Source organism: Marinobacter sp. (assembly GCF_044799475.1).
Classification (GTDB): domain Bacteria; phylum Pseudomonadota; class Gammaproteobacteria; order Pseudomonadales; family Oleiphilaceae; genus Marinobacter.
This window is the reverse complement of the sequence record NZ_CP085217.1, coordinates 2,328,913-2,346,961: the sequence shown is the minus strand read 5'-3', so window position 1 is coordinate 2,346,961 and position 18,049 is coordinate 2,328,913. Positions and strand designations below refer to the sequence as shown.

Below are 18,049 nucleotides of genomic sequence, written 5' to 3'. Positions count from 1 at the left end.
CAATGAGTGATGGTGCCCGAACCGGGCCGAACCAGAGGGAAACGGCGGTGGCCCTGAAATACGATGGCAGACGCGCTCCAACCATCGCTGCAAGCGGCATGGACGAAATGGCGGAGGAGATCATCCGCATCGCCCGGGAACACGGCGTGCCCCTCTATGAAAACCCCGAGCTGGCGGCGATTCTTGCAAGGCTGGAACTGGACGAGGAGATTCCGGAGACGCTTTACCGGGTAATTGCCGAAATACTGGCCTTTGCCTTCAATCTGCAGGGCAAAACCCCGGCGGATGCGGAGACACAGTAGTCAAGCAAGCGGACAGACCACTCAGGTAAGGGGGAACAAATAGTCGTCGGCTCAGGCGGCCTGCCGGCGCTTCAGCGCAATGACCAGTTCCGCTTCCGGCCTGGAGATGCCACAGGTATTCATCAGGTCTTCCACATCCGCACCCAGTTCAACCAGCCGTGACGCCTCATCGTAGGAAACTCTCAGCGGATCATTCTGGCGCATTTCGTCCAGCATGGCCTTCACTTCATGAAGCTGGCGCTCACAGGCCACCACCCGGTGCCCGACACCCATGCTCCCGCTGCCGGTGGCATGCAGTTCCCGCCCAAGGCTGTCACAACGTTCCTTGAGCTGGGCCCGCAGTTGCCGGATATGGCGATGTGCAAACCAGCCCTGCAGAAATACAAGCACAATGGCAGTTGCTGTCAGGGCCCAGGGGGCCAAATGGATCCAGTTATTCATGGTTCTATACTCCTGCGGGTTTTCAGGCCCGGATCAAAAGACACCACAAGTACCGAAAGCCGCTCCCGCAGGAGGCCCTGATGAACAGTCGCATCAGAGCGAGGCCAGTTCGGACCACTCGTGGTCGGCCAGCATCTTGTCGAACTCGACCAGAATGATGAGTTCGCCATTCTTGTTGCACACACCCTGGATAAACCGGGCGCTTTCTTCATTACCGACGTTCGGGGCTGTTTCGATCTCGCTGGACTTCAGATAAACCACTTCGGCCACCGAGTCCACCAGAATGCCCATTACCTGGTTTGACGATTCCATTACCACGATGCGGCTGGCATCGGTTACTTCGGCGTCGGCCAGACCAAAGCGGCGACGGGTATCAATGACCGTCACCACATTGCCCCGCAGGTTGATGATGCCAAGAACGTAATCCGGGGCACCGGGTACCGGAGCAATTTCGGTAAACCGGAGAACCTCCTGGATCTGCATGACACCAATACCGTAAGTCTCTTCGTCCAGGCGGAAGGTCACGTACTGAAGTACCTGATCGTCTTTGTCCTGATTCTGCTGTGCGCTCTGGGAAGCCATAATGCGTTATCTCCTCGGCAGGCGCCCATTGGGTCACCCTGATCGTCAAAAAGTCATCATCAGCGCCCATCACTATAGTTCAGGGCATAAACCATGCCAGTCCCTGCAATCTGATCCTCCCTGGGTGTCCAATGCCGGTCAATCCAGCTCGAGACGCTGCTCCCGCTCGGCACGTGCGAGCAAGGATGCCATAGTACCCACATCAATGAGTGCGCACATGTGCTTAACCACCGTCCCCGCCAGCCACGGCCGCTTGCTGCGTGCGGACCGCCAGCGCACTTCGCTGGGATCCAGCGTGAATGATTGTGCCACATCATCGCATGCCAGTGCCCATTCACTGTTATCGAGCCGGATAACCATGCGATAGTTTTCCCTCGCTCCCTCAGGCACACGGCCCGCCATGATCCACTGGGCAGTATCAACCACCCGAAGGTTGTGGTCGCGGCCGGGAAGCATCCCCATGTACCAGGCCGGCCGGCCTGGAATCGGTTTGACCCGCTCATCCATACGGTGAATTGCCCCAAGCAGCACAAGTGGCACCGCAAGCTGCAGGCCTGCCACTTTGAAAATGAGGCACTCAAACGGTTTTTCCGACCAGGACGGACGCAGGTCCGGCTCTGGAGGAGCGGCCGGCGGGCTGGCGGGAATATCCGCCACAACCGGAGCCTGCTCCCGGACCGCCTTTTCAATAACAGGTGTCGGGGGCATCGGTGGGACAACAGATACGTTCGCCGGAACAACAGGCCCAGGTGCCGAGTCAGAGGATGCCCGGGGGCGCCCGGCAGGTGCAGGCCGTGACGGCGGGCGGATCTCTGGCGCTTCCGGCTCCTGCTCCCGGGCGTTACCCACGGCGGTACTCAGCAGGTCGTCCAGGTAACTGGCAAGAGCGCTCGCAGGCTCCGCGTAGCTCATTTCCCAGGGCTTCGTCATGAACCTGAGCTCCGGCCACTCCGCCCTTTCCAGTGCGTCAAAAAACCGCCACCCATCAGCTGCCCCCCGAAGAGCTGGTCTGTTCGAGAAGATCGCTCAACAGGCGCCGATACGCCCTTACACCATGGGTTTCACTGTCGAACTCAGAGGGCACCAGGCCCGCCTGACTGGCGTCCCGGAATTTCGTATCAACCGGAATGGCGAACCGCCAGAGTTCGTCCGGGTAGCTTCGGCGCAGGGCGTTGAGGCTCTTTACAGAGGCCTGGGTACGGCGGTCATAAAGGGTCGGAACAATGGTATAGCCCAGGCGGTTTTTCTGGGAGCGCATGATCATTTCCAGGGTGTGCAGCATCCGCTCCAGGCCCTTGATCGCCAGGAATTCGGTTTGCACCGGCACCACGAGGTGCTGGGCTGCCGCCAGAGCATTGACCATCAGAACACCAAGAGAAGGGGTGTTATCCAGCAGCACATAGTCAAAGTCGTCCCAGAGCTGAGCCAGAGCCCGGGACACAATGCGCCCCATCCCTTCGACACCCACCATCCTGCGCTCCAGGGTGGCGAGCGCGGTGCTGGCAGGCAAGAGGGAAAGCCCGGAACAGCCGGTTTCCGCCAGCAACCGGGCAGGCAGGCCCTCTGGCACCCTGCCCTCATGCTGAAAAAGGTCGAAGGCGCTGTGTGCAATAGTATCCGGATCGTGACCAAACCAACTGGTCAGGGAGCCATGGGGGTCGAGATCAACCACCAGAACCCGTTTGCCGCCCCGGGCCAGCAAACCGCCAAGGGCGGCCACTGTTGTGGTTTTGCCCACACCGCCTTTCTGATTGGCTACCGCCCAGATACGCACAGATCTTCTCCAGAAATGAACTGCCCTCACGACCACATATCGGCATGAGGGCTATCGACTTGAGATCACACCGGCCAAGGCCGGAAAATGAGACACGTCATACGGCAAAAAGCTGCCTGAAAACCGACGCCGGAGGAATAAATACAGATTCCGTGCCAGGTTGCTAGCGCATCACGCCCCGGATGCTGGCGTCCCGGGAAATCAGCAGCACAACCCGGCGATTACGGCTGCGCCCCTCTGCCGCATCATTACGGGCGACCGGCTGAAACTGGCCATAACCAACCGCCGCCATCCGCTCCGGTTCTACGCCTTCCATGGCCATTACCCTGACCACGGCAGCTGCCCGTGCCGCTGACAGCTCCCAGTTCGAGGGGAAGGCCGACGTCCGTATGGGCCGGTCATCGGTAAATCCCTCGACCCGGATCGCGTTGTCCTGATCCCGAAGTATGTCGGCGATGGAGTCGATTATCTCGAAGGCGTCGAAGTGGGGCTCGGCGTCGCCGCTGCTGAACAGCAGGCTGTTTCGCAGACTCAGCTCAATCCACTGGTCACTGGTTTCCAGGGTGACCACGCCCTGATCAATAAGCTCATCAAACGCCAGTTCAAACTGGCTGGCCATGGCGCGGAAAGATTCGGAGCGGCTCTCTGCCTCCATCTCAGTGTTACGTGGCGCTTCGGTGACCGGCGGATCGATCACATCCTTTCGCTGGATTTCCGTCACCGCCGGCTCGTATTCGCCGACTTCGATGGGCTGAACCGATTTGGGTGGTGCGTTGAACACGCCGGTGAGCGTGTCGGAAAGAACCTTGTATTTGCCCTCGTTGACCGAGGATACGGAATACATCACCACAAAAAACGCAAACAGCAGGGTGATGAAATCCGCATAGGAGATCAGCCAGCGCTCCTGGTTGTGGAGATCGTCCTGGGGTTGCCGGCGACGCCTCATGAATCACCCGGCGCCTGATGAGCGACGGCCGCCATCAGTGGATGAAACCACGCAGACGGAGTTCGATGGAGCGTGGATTCTCCCCCTCGGCGATGGCGATGATCCCGTCAATCATCATGTCTTCATAGCGGGAGCGCTCCCGGACAAGGGCGCGCATTTTGTTGGCGATAGGGAAAAACAGCAGGTTGGCCAGTGCCACGCCGTAAATGGTGGCCACGAAGGCGGTGGCAATGCCGCTGCCAAGACTGCTCGGGTCTTCCAGGTTAGTCATGACCTGGATCAGGCCCATGACAGCGCCGATTATGCCAATGGTCGGGGAGTAGCCCCCCATGGCCTCGAATACTCTGGAGGCATCCAGATCCCGCTGCTCCCGGGACTCAAGATCAACCTCAAGGATACTGCGAATGGACTCAATTTCAGCACCATCTACCAGCAATTGAAGACCCTTGCGGGCAAATCTTTCAGGTTCCCGTTCCGCCAGACCTTCCAGCCCCAGCAGACCCTGTTTCCGTGCCTTGACGCTCCAGTCGATCACCTTGCCCATACCATCTTCGAGGCCGATATACGGGGGCACAAAGACCCACCGCACCTGGAGAAACGCTCTTCTCAGGGTAGGCCAGGAAGTCTGCAGGATAGTGGCGGCCAGGGTGCCACCGATCACAATCAGCGCCGCCGGCCCGTTGAAAAGGGAAGACAGGGCACCGCCTTCCAGCAGGTTGCCACCCAGAATAGCCACAAAGGCGAGGATGATCCCGAGCAGGCTGAGAATATCCATCAGACCACCGCCTCCACCAGGCGCGTCCCAATATCACCAAGGGCGAGTATCTCGTCGGTCAGCCCGGCTTTTGTCACGGCCATGGGCATGCCATAGATCACCGAGGTTTTCTCGTCCTGGGCCCAGATAAGAGAACCTGTATCCTTCATCATGCGGCACCCTTCCTTACCATCCGCTCCCATGCCAGTGAGGATCACACCCAGGGTCTTGCCGGGAAAGCTGCGCGCAAGGGAGCCAAAGGTGACGTCCGCGCAGGGCCGGTAATTTAGCCGCTCATCACCCGGCAGAATCCTGATGCGGCCCTGCCCCCCCCGGTTTTCGATCATCATCTGTTTGCCACCAGGAGCCAGCAGAGCGAGGCCCGGCCGGAGCAGGTCCCCTTCCTCGGCCTGACGGACTTCGATCTGACACAGCTTATTAAGGCGGTCAGCGAAGGCTGGGGTAAAACTCGCTGGCATGTGCTGAACCAGAACCAGGGGAGCGGGAAATCCGGCGGGCAGGCCAGTCAGTACGCGCTGCAGGGCAATCGGCCCACCGGTGGAAGTGCCAATGGCAACCACACTGAAGGATCTGGCCGCAGTGCGGCGGGCCGGAGTTTTCGGACTTTCCGATTCGCCGGGTCTGGCTGGCTGCTGCCGTCCCGGAGCGATTGGCTCCCGGGCAACAGTTGGCCGCTGAACAGAGGCCGGAGAAACTGGCGCCGGTGCCACAGGCGGCAGGCGTGCGCCGGGACTGCTTCGGGCAACATCCAGAATACGCTCGCGGAGAATTTTCTGGAGCTGACTGGAATCCCGCGCGATCTCCTCGAAATTCTTCGGCAGGAAGTCAACAGCACCGGCTTCAAGGGCATCCAGGGTGACCCTCGCGCCCTCATAGGTAAGGGAGGAGAACATCAGCACGGGAGTGGGACGGTGCTTCATGATTTCCCGTACCGCGGTGATGCCGTCCATCACCGGCATCTCGTAATCCATGGTAATGACGTCGGGCCGCAGCTTTGCCGCCATCTCGACGCCCTCACGGCCGTTGGTGGCAACACCTACCACCTTTATGTTGTCGGAGGCGTTGAGGATTTCAGTCAGTCGCTTGCGAAAAAACCCCGAATCATCAACGACCAGAACAGAAACCGTCATGCACCTCTCCTCAACGCGAACCCGGAAACCGCCACTCAGCCGTATCGCTGGAGCAGGCTGGGCACATCGATAATCAGCGCGATACGGCCGTCGCCCGTAATTGTCGCACCGGCCATGCCCGGCGTTCCCTGCAGTGCGCGCCCGAGGGGCTTGATAACCACTTCCTCCTGACCAATCAACTGATCCACCACAAAACCGACACGTCTGGTGCCCATGGCAACTATGACCACGTGGCCACTACCAGGCGGAGGCGATCCAGCAGCACCCTTCACCAGCCAGCGTTTGACATGAAAGAGGGGGAATACCTTGTCCCGCACTACGATGCATTCCCGGCCGTCTACAACATTCTTTTTGGTCAGATCCAGGTGGAAGATTTCCACTACGTTCACCAGCGGAAGGGCAAAGGACTGGTCTCCCAGCATTATCATCAGGGTCGGCATGATCGCCAGAGTCAGAGGCACCTTGATCACGATGCGTGAGCCTTTCCCCAGTTCCGACTCGACACTGATCATGCCGTTGAGCTGGCCAATTTTGGTCTTGACCACATCCATGCCCACCCCACGGCCAGACACATCGGAGATCTGGTCTTTGGTGGAGAAGCCGGCGGAGAAAATCAGATTGAAACACTCGGCGCGGCTCAGGCGGTCAGCCGCGTCCTGATCGTAAAGTCCCTTTTCGACAGCCTTCTGGCGCAGTTTCTCAGGGTCCATGCCGGCACCATCGTCTTCGATCACCAGCAGTATGTGATCGCCTTCCTGCTCCGCCGACAGCGTGACAGTTCCAACCCTTGGCTTGCCGGCCTTCTCCCGGACATCCGGCGCTTCAATACCGTGATCCACCGAATTACGGACCAGGTGAACCAGAGGGTCGGAGAGGGCTTCCACCAGGTTCTTGTCCAGATCCGTGTCCTCGCCGTGCATCACCAGACTGATTTCTTTCTGGAGGCTGCGCGCCAGGTCCCGTACCACCCTCGGGAAGCGCCCGAACACCTTTTTAATCGGCTGCATGCGTGTCTGCATGACCGCAGACTGAAGATCCGTCGTCACCACATCCAGATTGGAGACAGCTTTCTGCATGTGCTCGTCTTCGCTCTGGGAGCCCAGGCGCTGCAGCCGGTTTCGCACCAGGACAAGCTCGCCCACCATGTTCATGATGTCGTCGAGACGCTTGGTATCAACCCGGACCGTGGTCTCCCCAGCGGGCGCCGAAACATCTTTTGACGGCATCGCCACGGCCCTGGCAGGCTTGTCGTCAACCGCCGGTCCGGATGCAGGCTCCGGTCGGTCTGCCGACTTCTGTTCGCCGGCAGGCTCAGGGGCTTTCGCACTGGCTGCGGCTTTTCTGTCCTTATCCGCTTTGTCGGCAGCGGCCTTCTGCTGGGCAGCAGTGGGGCTGCCACCCTTGCCGTGAAGCTCATCCAGCAGGCTTTCAAATTCGTCGTCACTGATCAGGTCGTCACCACCGCCAGCCTGACCTTTTGTCTCCGGGGGGATGCTGCTGTCAGCAGAAGAAGCTGAAGAGGCCTGATCTGCAGGGCCGGTAAACCGGCCCTTGCCATGAAGGTCGTCCAGCAGCGCCTCAAACTCGTCGTCGGTAATTTCATCGCTGGTGGATCCGCTTTCAGGGGCAACGGGAGTTTCGCTGACCGCCGCGGCCTTTTCGTCCTCAAGGGCATTGAGCAGCTGTTCGAACTCTTCATCGGTTATATCGCCCTCTTCGGCACCCTGAGCCGGACTGGCTGGCGATTCCTCAACTGGCTTTTCGGCCGGTGCCACTCCGGAAGACGGTTCGGCGAAGCTGTCAAGCGCCCTTATCAGCTGCTCCGGCGCAGGCGTGGGGTCCTGCTGGTTGCGAACCTGTTCAAACATGGCATTGACGTGATCGAGGGTTTCAAGCACCACGTCCATCAGCTCAGAGTCCACCCGCCGCTTGTGGTTGCGCAGGGTGTCAAAGACGTTCTCGGCCGAGTGGCAACAGCGGACCAGGGCATCCAGTTGCAGGAATCCGGCGCCACCCTTGATGGTATGAAAGCCCCGGAAAATGGCATTCAGCAGGTTGCTGTCATCGGGATTCTGCTCAAGATCCACCAACTGCCCGGATAGCTTTTCAAGAATTTCACCGGCTTCCACAAGGAAGTCCTGGAGAATCTCGTCGTCAGCGTCAATTGCCATGTAATACCCTCAATTAAAAACCGAGACTGGACAGCAGGTCATCGACATCACCCTGGTCAGACACAACATCGGCCCGCCCGGTATTGATCTGCGGTCCCTGCCCTTTTTCAGCGGAGATAGCCTCCGGCTGGGCAATGTCGTGAACTGTTCCGGTGATCTTGTCGACATGGCTTGCCATGACCACAAGACTGAGCAGATGTTCTTCCACCTCCTTTACCAGGGTGGTTACTTTCTGGATCACCTGACCGGTGAGGTCCTGGAAATCCTGGGCAAGAAGGATCTCGGAGAGATTGCCGTAGATGGCCTCCGCATCGGCAGCCAGAGTTACAAAGAAATTGTCCAGCCGGTGGTAAAGCTCGCGAAACTCCGCTGGCTCCATTTCGCGCCGACGCAGGCGCTGCCAGTCGTCACGGAAAGCACTGGCCTGATCCCGAAGCGCACTCGCCCGGGGCATGGCATCTTCGACCAGATCCATGGTGCGGTTGGCGGCATTGCTGGTCATGGTGACCACGTATTCCAGCCGGTCAGAAGCATCTGACATCTTGGACAGTGCTTCCTGCTGCTCGGCATTCTGGGGGTCAATCTGAAAGTTTCGGATGGCCTCGTGCAGACTGCGGGTCAGACGGCCCACTTCCCGGTAAAGGCTCTGATCCCGAACTTCATTGAGTTCGTTGATGAGCACCATGGCACTGGCGTAGTCACCTGCGTTCACCCGCTCTACAAGTTCTGCGGCCTGAACCCTGAGCCTGTCAGTGACTTTCGCGTCGAGTTCAGGCTGCGTATCTGTATCTGTCTTGTTTTCTGCTTTCTTGCCCATGAGCGTTCGCCCGGCCCTTGTTGACTGGAGGTTTACTGAATACGTTCAAAGATTTTTTCAATCTTTTCCTTCAGTACCGCAGCCGTAAACGGCTTGACCACATAGCCATTCACGCCCGCCTGGGCGGCCGCAACTATCTGGTCCCGTTTGGCTTCGGCAGTCACCATCAACACGGGAAGGGTCTTCAGGTTTTCGTCGGCCCGGACTTCTTTCAGCAGATCAATGCCGGACATGCCAGGCATGTTCCAGTCCGTCACGAGAAAGTCGTATTTCCCGCTTTTCAGCATGGGAAGTGCCGAATTTCCGTCATCGGCTTCATCGGTATTGGTGAAGCCAAGGTCACGCAGCAGATTTTTAATGATCCTGCGCATCGTGGAAAAGTCATCCACGATCAGGATTTTCATGTTCTTGTCCAAAGGGACCTCCAGTTAATAACGCCCGGATTAAACGTCAATTCCCGGCCCGGATAGCCAGGATTTATACCGCGGGAGGCGCTGCGCCCACCCGGCTCCAGATTACATCGCCTATTGTCTTGTCTGGCGCCGCGTTGTAAAGCGCTCGTTACCAAACACTACACATCTACCTCGAAAACACTGTCACCAGTCCGCCAGACGGGCCTTGAGGCGCAGAGCGGCCTGGCTGTGTATCTGGCTGACCCGGCTTTCGCTGACCCCGATCACCGCACCGATTTCCCTGAGATTAAGCTCATCCTGGTAGTACAGGCTCAGCACCAGCTTCTCCCGGTCCGGAAGTTCGCCAATGGCCGCAGCCAGGCTTTGCCGGAATGCATCGGAGGTTACGCCTTCGAGAGGATTATCTGATGCGTCTGACTCTTCTATCGGCAGCTCGCCAGATTCATTGAGCTCATCAAGACTGAAAAGTCTGCCGGTACTGGCATCATTCAGGCAGGCATGGTACTCCGGGAGGGTCATTTCGAGCTCTTCGGCGACGTCGGCATCAAGGGCCTCGCTACCCGTGGCATTTTCAACCGCCCTGATGGCCTGGGCGATGCGGCGGGCATTGCGATGCACCGAACGGGGTACCCAGTCCCCTTTGCGCATTTCATCCACAATGGCGCCCCGGATACGGATGCCCGCATAGGTTTCAAAAGAAGCGCCCTTGGATGACTGGTATTTCTGGGCCGCCTCGAGCAGGCCAATCATTCCAGCCTGCATGAGGTCGTCCAGCTGGACCGAGGCAGGAAGCCGCGCCAGCATGTGAAGTGCGATTTTCTTGACCAGCGGAGCGTGCTGTTCAACCAGAGAGTGTGTCTGAGCCGCGCCGGTCTGCTGATAGATTCCCAGGCCTTTCGCCAACGTGATGTATCCAGTTATCTATGGTTCGGAGTGTGAGAGGACCAGAAGCCCGCTTCGGTACCAGTCATAAAAGATGTTCAGGCTTCAATCAACCGCTCAACAAAGAACTCAAGATGGCCCCGGGCGGAAGACGGTAAAGGCCAACTGTCCACTTTCTCTGCCAGCGCCTTGATAGCCAGGGATGCCTTGGCACGGGGGTAGGCATCCAGCACAGCGCGCTGTCTCTGCACAGCCTTTCTGACCGCTTCATCGTATGGGACCATGCCGACGTATTGTAGCCCAACATCGAGAAAGCGCTCCGTTACCCGGGTCAGCTTGCCAAACAGATGGCGGCCTTCCTGCTCATTGCGCACCTGGTTGGCCAGAATACGAAAACGATTGGTGCCGTAGTCCCGGTTCATAAGCTTGATCAGGGCATAGGCATCGGTGATCGACGTGGGCTCGTCGCATACAACAAGCAGCAGCTCCTGTGATGCCCGCAGAAAACTGACCACCGATTCCGAAATGCCAGCGGCGGTATCGACAATCAGCACATCAATCTGGTCCGCGAGTTCGCTGAAGGCGTGGATCAGACCAGCATGTTCCATGGAGCTGAGCTGGGTCATGTGCTGGGTGCCGGACGAGGCGGGGACGATCTTGATGCCTCCGGGACCATCCACAAGGATGTCCCTGAGATCACACCTGCCTTCGAGGACGTCGGCAATGTTCCGGTTGGAGGTAATGCCAAGCAGCACATCGATATTTGCCAGCCCGAGGTCCGCATCCAGAACCACCACCCGCCGCCCCAGCTGGGACAGCGCGATCGCCAGGTTAACGGAGATGTTGCTTTTTCCTACGCCACCTTTACCACCGGTGACTGCAATCACCTGTACCGGATGTGCTTTGCTCATGTTGGTTCTTGTCTCTTGACATGTTGTTGCTGAGCCGACCGAAGCGGTTACCCGCCTCCTCAGGCACCCTCTGCCATCGCCTGCTCACGCTGCAGCGCCTTCAGGCGCTCCACCGCAAGCCGGACCAGCGGCACCGCCTGGGCATGATGCAGATCCTGGGGGATCTTCTGGCCATCAGTGTAGTACGCAACCGGGAGCCCGGTCTCCATGGTAAAACCCAGCACTTCACCCAGAGTGAGGGACTCATCCAGCTTTGTCATCACGCAACCCGCGAGATTTGCCATCTTATAGCAATGCCACATGGATTTCATGATGCGCGGCTGGCTGGTGGCGGGCACGACCAGATGGGACTTGATGCGGTGCCGGCTCTGGGCCAGTTCCGTAAGCTGCTCCTGGTAGCCTTTATCCGACTGGGTCAGGCCGGCAGTATCGATCAGCACCAGATGGCGATCGGAAAGTTCATCGAGAATATCGTCGAGTGAATGACTTTCATCCACCACCCGCACCGGAACATTCAGAATCCGGCCGAAGACGAATAACTGCTCATGGGCAGCCACCCGGTAACGGTCCGTGGTCACCAGTGCAAGGGAGTCGGCACCATGACGCAGCACATACCGCGCCGCCATTTTCCCGATGGTGGTGGTTTTACCCGAGCCGGTCGGTCCCACAAGTGCGAAGGCGCCGCCCTCTTCCAGCCACTCAGTCTTTGATGTCCTGATGCCGGCCGCCAGTGTCTTGAGCGCAGTCTTCCAGCCATCGTCCAGACGCCCCTTGCCATGACTGCGCCCCAGCGCTGCTGCAAGGTTACGGGTCAGGCCAAATTCTTCCAGACGCTCTGTCAGCCGCTGCTGAATGGCGTCCGGGCCGGGAGCTGCGGCAGCAACCGGAGCTGGTTTTGGCTGGCCACCACCGACCAGGTCCCGCAGAGAGTTGATCTCTGCCCGCATCTCAGCCAGGGCCTGCTCGGGATAGATTTCCGCCTGCACCGGAGCTGCCGGTTCAGGGGCACGACTCGCGGGATGACGCACGGCACCTTCATCGGCACGTTTTTGCCGCACATCGCGAATTCTCTCCCGGGAGCGGCTGAGTTCGTCTTCAAGGCGGCGATGATGATCCGCCTGCATTTCTGCAAGGCGGGAGCCATTGGTGGCTTCGATCGCGGCTTCGCCAAGGCACTGGCGCGCCATGTTCTCGTCATAATCGAGTGCCGTCACAATCTCGACGCCGCCGTCTACCCGGCGATTGGAGAGAATCACCGCGTCGGCGCCCATCTGTTCCCGGACCCGTTTGAGTGCTTCCGCCATGGAGGGCGCAAAAAACCGTTTCACTTTCATACTGATTTATCCTCCACCGGTGACAGTCATTGAACCGTCGCCCTGATGGCGCCGTGTCTCTAATTGCCCACGGACGCCACAATCGTGATTTGCTTGTTTTCCGGCATCTCCTGATAGGACAGGACATGCAGGCGCTCAACACCGAAGCTGGCAAATTTGGCCATTACCGGCCTCAGGGGTGCCGATACCAGCAGGATTGCCGGCTTGCCGAGCATTTCCTGGCGCTGGGCACTCTCCTGAAGGGAGCGCTGGAGTTTTTCCACCATGCCAGGCTCCAGCACCAGACCAATGTCATCCTGACCGCCGGATTGTTGACTCTGCTGCATGGACTTAAGCAATAACTGTTCCAGCTCCGGGTCAAGGGTGATTACCGGAATCTCCGATTCGTTGCCGCAGATGCTCTGGATGATCATTCGCCGCAGGGACTGGCGGGCTGCTGTGGTCAGTACTTTCGGATCCTGGCTCTTGGGGTGGACGTTTACGACAGACTCGGCAATGGACCGCATATCCCGGATCGGCACTTCTTCCTTCAGAAGGTTCTGCAGCACCCGAAGCAGAACGCTGATGGATACGGTGGCGGGAACCAGCTCCTCTGCCAGCTTGGGGGACATCTTCTCCAGCTGATCGAGCCACTTCTGTACTTCCTCATGACCCAGCAGCTCATGGGCATGCTTCTGCAGAATCTGGTTGAGATGGGTCGCGACCACGGTGCTTGCATCCACCACCGTGTAGCCCAGGGTCTGAGCCTGGTCTTTTTTGTCCGGCTCGATCCAGCTCGCGTCCAGACCAAATGCCGGATCCTTGCCCTGGATTCCTTCGATCTTGCCAAATACCTGGCCCGGGTCGATGGCCAGCTCACGGTCCGGGTGGATTTCCGCTTCCGCGATGGTCACCCCCATCAGGGTGATGCGGTAGACATTGGGCATCAGATCCAGGTTGTCCCGGATATGGACCGAGGGCATCAGAAAGCCGAGATCCTGGGACAGCTTTTTACGCACACCCTTGATTCTGGTCAGAAGCTGGCCGCCCTGTGACTTGTCCACCAGGGGAATCAGCCGGTAGCCCACTTCCAGGCCGACAATATCCACTGTGGCAACATCTTCCCAGCCCAGATCCCGGGTTTCCCCGGGCGCCGGCAGAGCCTGCTGGCTGTCTCCGGTCAGTTGCGCGCCGCCGGAGGAAGATGCCGGCCTGGCACCTGCGCCATCGCGGGCCGGGAAGACCGCATCGTCCTCTTCCGTCTGCTGCTGTTTTTTCCAGATCAGATAAGCCATGCCGGCCGAGAGGGATCCGAGCCCCAAAAAGGCAACATGGGGCATGCCGGGAATCAGGCCCAGAACGATCAGGATGAAAGCTGCTATGCCCAGGGCCTTGGGCGCAGTGAACATCTGCTGGAGTATCTGGCCGCCCATGTCCTGGCTTGAGGTAACCCGGGTCACCATGATGGCTGCCGCCGTGGACAGCAACAGAGAGGGAATCTGGGCGACCAGACCATCACCAATGGTCAGCAGGGCGTAGTTTTCCATGGCCTGACTGAAATCCAGGCCGTGCTGGACCATGCCAATGGCAACGCCCCCGAAGAGATTGATCGCGAGGATGAGCAGCCCGGCAACAGCATCACCCTTCACGAACTTGCTGGCGCCGTCCATGGAGCCATAGAAGTCAGCTTCCTGGGCGATCTCGGAACGACGGTGCTTGGCTTCCTCCTGGTTAATCAGACCGGCGTTGAGATCGGCGTCAATGGCCATTTGTTTGCCGGGCATGGCATCAAGGGTAAAACGGGCGCTTACCTCGGAAACCCGTCCGGCACCCTTGGTGACCACCAGAAAGTTGATGATCATGAGAATGGCAAAAACCACAATACCCACGGCAAAGTTGCCGCCAATCAGAACGGCACCGAATGACTCAATGACCTTGCCTGCTGCATCGCCACCTTCGTGACCTTCAAGGAGTACGATCCGGGTGGAGGCAACGTTCAGGGCCAGACGCAGGAGTGTCGCCACCAGCAGGACCGTGGGAAAGGCCGCGAATTCCATGGGCCGCAGCGCGTATACCCCGACCAGCAGAATCACGATGGAAAGCGTGATGTTGAAAGTGAAAAGCACGTCCAGCAGAAAGGCCGGCATGGGGAGGATCATCATGCCGAGCAGCGCCATCAACAGGATGGGAACGCCAAGACTGCCGCTCGTCAGGCTTTTGACATTTCGCAGGGCTAAAGCTCTGTCCATTGCTGGAGGATCTCCCGGATTTCGCGATTAAGCAGGTCCTGCTGGTCAGATTTTTGACACAAAGACCCGTTCTGCAGGAGAGGTGGCAAGATCCATACCAGCCTGAAAGAAATTTCCCGCCGGGTTGCCTGACGGACAACCGGAGATACGGTATCCTGTCGCCCACTCTTTACATACGCCGGCGCCTGTCAGAGCCGGAACCCCGGGGTTTCAGCTAACGCAGGCGGCCGGGACACTGTCAGCCAGCCAGAGGTGAGCCATGCCGATCCATGAGGTACGACATCCCCTGATCCGTCACAAGCTTGGCCTCATGCGCCGCGCCGAGATCAGCACCAAGAATTTTCGCGAGCTCGCCCAGGAGGTCGCCGCCCTTTTGACCTACGAAGCAACCCAGGATTTCCTGCTCCAGGAAGAGACCATTGAAGGCTGGGCCGGTCCGGTAACAGTGGAGCGGATCACTGGCAAAAAGGTCACCATCGTGCCAATTCTGCGGGCCGGGCTGGGCATGCTGGATGGCGTTCTGAGCCTGATCCCGGGAGCGAGGGTCAGTGTGGTAGGACAGGTGCGCAACGAAGAGACCCTGGAGGCCAGCACCTATCTGGAGAAGCTGGTGGGCGAACTGGACCAGCGCCTCGCCATGATCATCGATCCCATGCTGGCCACCGGCGGTTCGCTGATTTCCACCATCGATCTGCTGAAGCGGGCGGGTAGCACGGAGATCCGGGCGCTGGTTCTGGTGGCGGCCCCCGAGGGCGTGGAGAAGGTTCTCAAGGCCCACCCGGATGTATCCATCTATACCGCCTCAATCGATGACTGCCTGAACGAAAAAGGTTACATCCTTCCGGGCCTCGGCGATGCCGGCGACAAGATTTTCGGAACCAAACAGAAGGATGTCTGACATGAATGAGCCCTCTTCACAACAGGCACAGGACCAGGTCCCCAGGCAGGCTCCGGAACCGGCCTGGCGCCAGGCTCTGGCCGGCTCCCAGATGCTTCTGGTGGCTTTCGGGGCACTGGTGCTCATGCCGCTTATCACCGGCCTGGATCCCAACGTTGCCCTGTTCACCGCCGGCCTTGGCACCCTGATATTCCATATCGTTACCGGCGGTCAGATTCCGATTTTTCTGGCATCCTCTTTCGCCTTCATCGCCCCGATCATGGCTGCCAATGCCCGATTCGGCCTTGAGGAAACCCTGGGCGGGCTGTTCGCCGCAGGCGCCCTCTACGTCATCCTGAGCGGTGCGGTCAAGCTCAGGGGTACAGGTTTCATTAACCGCCTGCTGCCTCCCGTGGTGATCGGCCCGGTGATCATGGTGATTGGCCTCAGCCTGGCACCGGTGGCGGTTCACATGGCCTCCGGCCGGGCCGGCGATGGCAGCGTGCAGCTGGTGCCCTACGCCACAGCCATCACCATTGCCATGATATCCCTTGGCGTCACCATCGCCGTGGCGATCTGGGCCAGAGGGCTGTTCCGCATGATCCCCATCATGTTCGGGGTTGCAGTCGGCTATATCCTTTCCGCCCTCATGGGCATAGTGGATACCAGCGTTGTGGCGGCAGCTCCCTGGTTCGCCGTTCCCAGCTTTGTTGCGCCGGCGTTCAGCTGGTCGGCCATTCTTTTCATGCTGCCGGTTGCCATTGCGCCGGCCATTGAGCACATAGGCGATGTTCTGGCCATTGGCAGCGTCACGCGCAGAAACTACATCAAAAGCCCGGGCCTCCACCGGACTCTGCTCGGCGACGGGCTGGCGACCAGCACCGCTGCCCTCCTTGGCGGCCCGCCCAACACCACCTATTCGGAGGTTACCGGCGCTGTCATGCTGACCCGCAACTTCAATCCGCGGATCATGCTCTGGGCCGCGGGCATTGGCATTGTGCTCGCCTTCGTTGGCAAGTTTGGCGCGGCCCTTCAGTCCATCCCGGTACCTGTCATGGGGGGCATCCTGTGCCTGCTGTTCGGTTCTATTGCGGTGGTTGGCCTAAACACTCTGATCCGGCACAAGGTGGACCTTTCCGAGAGGCGCAATCTGGTAATTGCCGGCGTCACACTTGTATTTGGCATAGGTGGCATGGCGGTTGGCCAGATAGAGGGCATAGCCCTGGCCGGACTGGTGGCCATCCTGCTTAACCTGGTTCTGCCTGGCAACAGGGTTGCCTGGGGAGACGCGTCTCTTGAAGAATCCTTCTGACAGCTCGGGAATCAGCTTTACTGCGCTCTACACAGGCGCTGTCTGGCATCAGAATGGCCTCTCCGATGACAGCCTCGCCACCAGTCAGGGGCGCTGGCTGTACCACCTGATGACTCCCTTCGAGGCGGCCAGCCAGCTGATTGCCGGGGGGAATCTGCGAACCTTTCTGCTGCAGCGGCATCTGATTATTGATCACCTGATCGAGAGGGCCATAAAGGAACAGGGCATTGATCAGGTGCTGGAAATTGCCTGTGGCATGTCGCCACGGGGCCTGCGGCTACGGCAGCACCACCCCACCCTGCACGTGGTCGAGGCAGACCTGCCGGACATGGCTGCCCGCAAGGCATTGCGGCTGATGGCCACCAATCGGCTGGGCCAGCATCACCAGGTAACCCCCATCGATATTCTTGCGGAAACCGGTGAGTACACCCTGGAAGCGGTAGTCGAAAGGGTGCTGGATCCCGGAAAGCCCTTCATAGTGATCACCGAGGGGCTCACCAGCTACTTTCCACTGAAGGTGATTGACGGCTTCTGGCAGCGTCTTGGGAAGGTCATGGCAAAGCAGCCAGGCTCGATCTACCTCTCGGAAAGCTATCTGATGCCACAGCAGCCGCTGATCCGGGGCGGGCTCAAAGCCTCCGCCAGTCTGCTGGGGCGCATGACCCGCAGCCAGGTTAGCTTTCATTTCGAGGATGACGAACAGGCCAGGGAGCATCTGGAAAATCAGGGTTTTCCCGAGGTCCGGGTCCACAACCCGGCGGATTTCTACGATCTCCTGCCCATTCCCCGCAGCCGGCAGGATCCGTTTGTCAGGGTTATTGAAGCCCGCAGCTGATCGCTGTTCAGCACCCAAGTGCGAGGAGCGAGCGGGCAGTTCTTTCCAAAACCGTCCGGAGCCATGGGTGAAGAGCGAGAGCTCTTCACGGGCTGGCCAGGGATGGCCAGCACCGGACCTCAGCGCGACGCAGGAGCGATAAGCGATGAGGGCGGAGGCCGAGCGTACAGGGGTGAGGCAAGCGTTTATGAAGCAAAGCTTCATGCGCAGCCGAACGACTGCAATCTGCGACTGCAGGCCGGACCCCGAAGGGGTATTTACAGCGTGTTTTGGAAAGAACTGTTCGCTTGCTCCATCCTCCGCAGAATCAGCTACCAGC

General features: G+C 59.2%; 18 protein-coding genes. 4 read left to right on the top strand and 14 right to left on the bottom strand.

Annotated features, from left to right (window positions below):
* The first annotated feature begins 2 nt into the window (after window positions 1–2).
* Window positions 3–302 carry an EscU/YscU/HrcU family type III secretion system export apparatus switch protein gene (locus tag LG327_RS10935; RefSeq protein WP_404361844.1) on the top strand — a complete coding sequence of 100 codons (300 nt, stop codon included), beginning with the start codon at window positions 3–5 and terminating at the stop codon, window positions 300–302.
* Window positions 303–353: 51 nt separating this feature from the next.
* Here the strand turns inward: LG327_RS10935 and LG327_RS10930 are convergent, their stop codons facing one another.
* From LG327_RS10930 to flhA, 14 genes are all read right to left on the bottom strand, one after another.
* Window positions 354–743: a DUF2802 domain-containing protein gene (locus LG327_RS10930; RefSeq protein ID WP_404361843.1), complete on the bottom strand. Its 390-nt coding sequence runs from the start codon at window positions 741–743 to the stop codon at window positions 354–356.
* 93 nt (window positions 744–836) lie between these two features.
* Window positions 837–1,325: a chemotaxis protein CheW gene (locus tag LG327_RS10925; protein ID WP_404361842.1), complete on the bottom strand. Its 489-nt coding sequence runs from the start codon at window positions 1,323–1,325 to the stop codon at window positions 837–839.
* 138 nt (window positions 1,326–1,463) lie between these two features.
* Entirely contained in the window at window positions 1,464–2,255 is a 792-nt protein-coding gene (locus tag LG327_RS10920) for a chemotaxis protein CheW (protein ID WP_404361841.1), read from the bottom strand.
* Window positions 2,256–2,310: 55 nt separating this feature from the next.
* Window positions 2,311–3,099, bottom strand: a complete 789-nt coding sequence (locus LG327_RS10915; RefSeq protein ID WP_404361840.1) for a ParA family protein — start codon at window positions 3,097–3,099, stop codon at window positions 2,311–2,313.
* A gap of 163 nt (window positions 3,100–3,262) precedes the next feature.
* A complete protein-coding gene (gene motD, locus LG327_RS10910) occupies window positions 3,263–4,045 on the bottom strand; it encodes a flagellar motor protein MotD (RefSeq protein ID WP_404361839.1) in 783 nt (260 codons plus the stop codon).
* 34 nt (window positions 4,046–4,079) lie between these two features.
* Window positions 4,080–4,820, bottom strand: coding sequence for a flagellar motor protein (locus tag LG327_RS10905; protein ID WP_404361838.1), 741 nt, complete (start codon window positions 4,818–4,820; stop codon window positions 4,080–4,082).
* Entirely contained in the window at window positions 4,820–5,950 is a 1,131-nt protein-coding gene (locus tag LG327_RS10900) for a chemotaxis response regulator protein-glutamate methylesterase (RefSeq protein WP_404361837.1), read from the bottom strand. The genes LG327_RS10905 and LG327_RS10900 overlap by 1 nt, the downstream gene beginning before the upstream one ends.
* 35 nt (window positions 5,951–5,985) lie before the next feature.
* A complete protein-coding gene (locus LG327_RS10895; protein ID WP_404361836.1) occupies window positions 5,986–8,121 on the bottom strand; it encodes a chemotaxis protein CheA in 2,136 nt (711 codons plus the stop codon).
* 13 nt (window positions 8,122–8,134) lie between these two features.
* Window positions 8,135–8,938, bottom strand: a complete 804-nt coding sequence (locus tag LG327_RS10890) for a protein phosphatase CheZ (protein WP_404361835.1) — start codon at window positions 8,936–8,938, stop codon at window positions 8,135–8,137.
* Window positions 8,939–8,970: 32 nt separating this feature from the next.
* A complete protein-coding gene (gene cheY / locus LG327_RS10885) occupies window positions 8,971–9,354 on the bottom strand; it encodes a chemotaxis response regulator CheY (RefSeq protein ID WP_404361834.1) in 384 nt (127 codons plus the stop codon).
* Window positions 9,355–9,534: 180 nt separating this feature from the next.
* Complete coding sequence (locus LG327_RS10880) at window positions 9,535–10,260, bottom strand: RNA polymerase sigma factor FliA (RefSeq protein WP_404369355.1); 726 nt, start codon at window positions 10,258–10,260, stop codon at window positions 9,535–9,537.
* A gap of 71 nt (window positions 10,261–10,331) precedes the next feature.
* Window positions 10,332–11,144, bottom strand: a complete 813-nt coding sequence (locus tag LG327_RS10875; protein WP_404361833.1) for a MinD/ParA family protein — start codon at window positions 11,142–11,144, stop codon at window positions 10,332–10,334.
* Window positions 11,145–11,203: 59 nt separating this feature from the next.
* Window positions 11,204–12,478: a flagellar biosynthesis protein FlhF gene (gene flhF, locus LG327_RS10870; RefSeq protein ID WP_404361832.1), complete on the bottom strand. Its 1,275-nt coding sequence runs from the start codon at window positions 12,476–12,478 to the stop codon at window positions 11,204–11,206.
* A gap of 59 nt (window positions 12,479–12,537) precedes the next feature.
* On the bottom strand, window positions 12,538–14,706 hold the full coding sequence (gene flhA, locus LG327_RS10865) for a flagellar biosynthesis protein FlhA (protein ID WP_404361831.1): 2,169 nt from the start codon (window positions 14,704–14,706) through the stop codon (window positions 12,538–12,540).
* Window positions 14,707–14,965: 259 nt separating this feature from the next.
* Here flhA and upp point away from each other — a divergent pair, with 259 nt between their 5' ends.
* From upp to LG327_RS10850, 3 genes are read left to right on the top strand one after another with little or no spacing between them, the layout of a single operon-like run.
* Window positions 14,966–15,604 (top strand): uracil phosphoribosyltransferase, encoded by a 639-nt coding sequence (gene upp, locus LG327_RS10860; protein WP_404361830.1) that lies wholly within the window; start codon window positions 14,966–14,968, stop codon window positions 15,602–15,604.
* 1 nt (window position 15,605) lies between these two features.
* Window positions 15,606–16,895 carry a uracil-xanthine permease family protein gene (locus LG327_RS10855; RefSeq protein ID WP_404361829.1) on the top strand — a complete coding sequence of 430 codons (1,290 nt, stop codon included), beginning with the start codon at window positions 15,606–15,608 and terminating at the stop codon, window positions 16,893–16,895.
* Window positions 16,879–17,730 carry a class I SAM-dependent methyltransferase gene (locus tag LG327_RS10850; RefSeq protein WP_404361828.1) on the top strand — a complete coding sequence of 284 codons (852 nt, stop codon included), beginning with the start codon at window positions 16,879–16,881 and terminating at the stop codon, window positions 17,728–17,730. Before LG327_RS10855 ends, LG327_RS10850 begins: the two co-directional genes overlap by 17 nt.
* The last annotated feature ends 319 nt before the right edge of the window (window positions 17,731–18,049 follow it).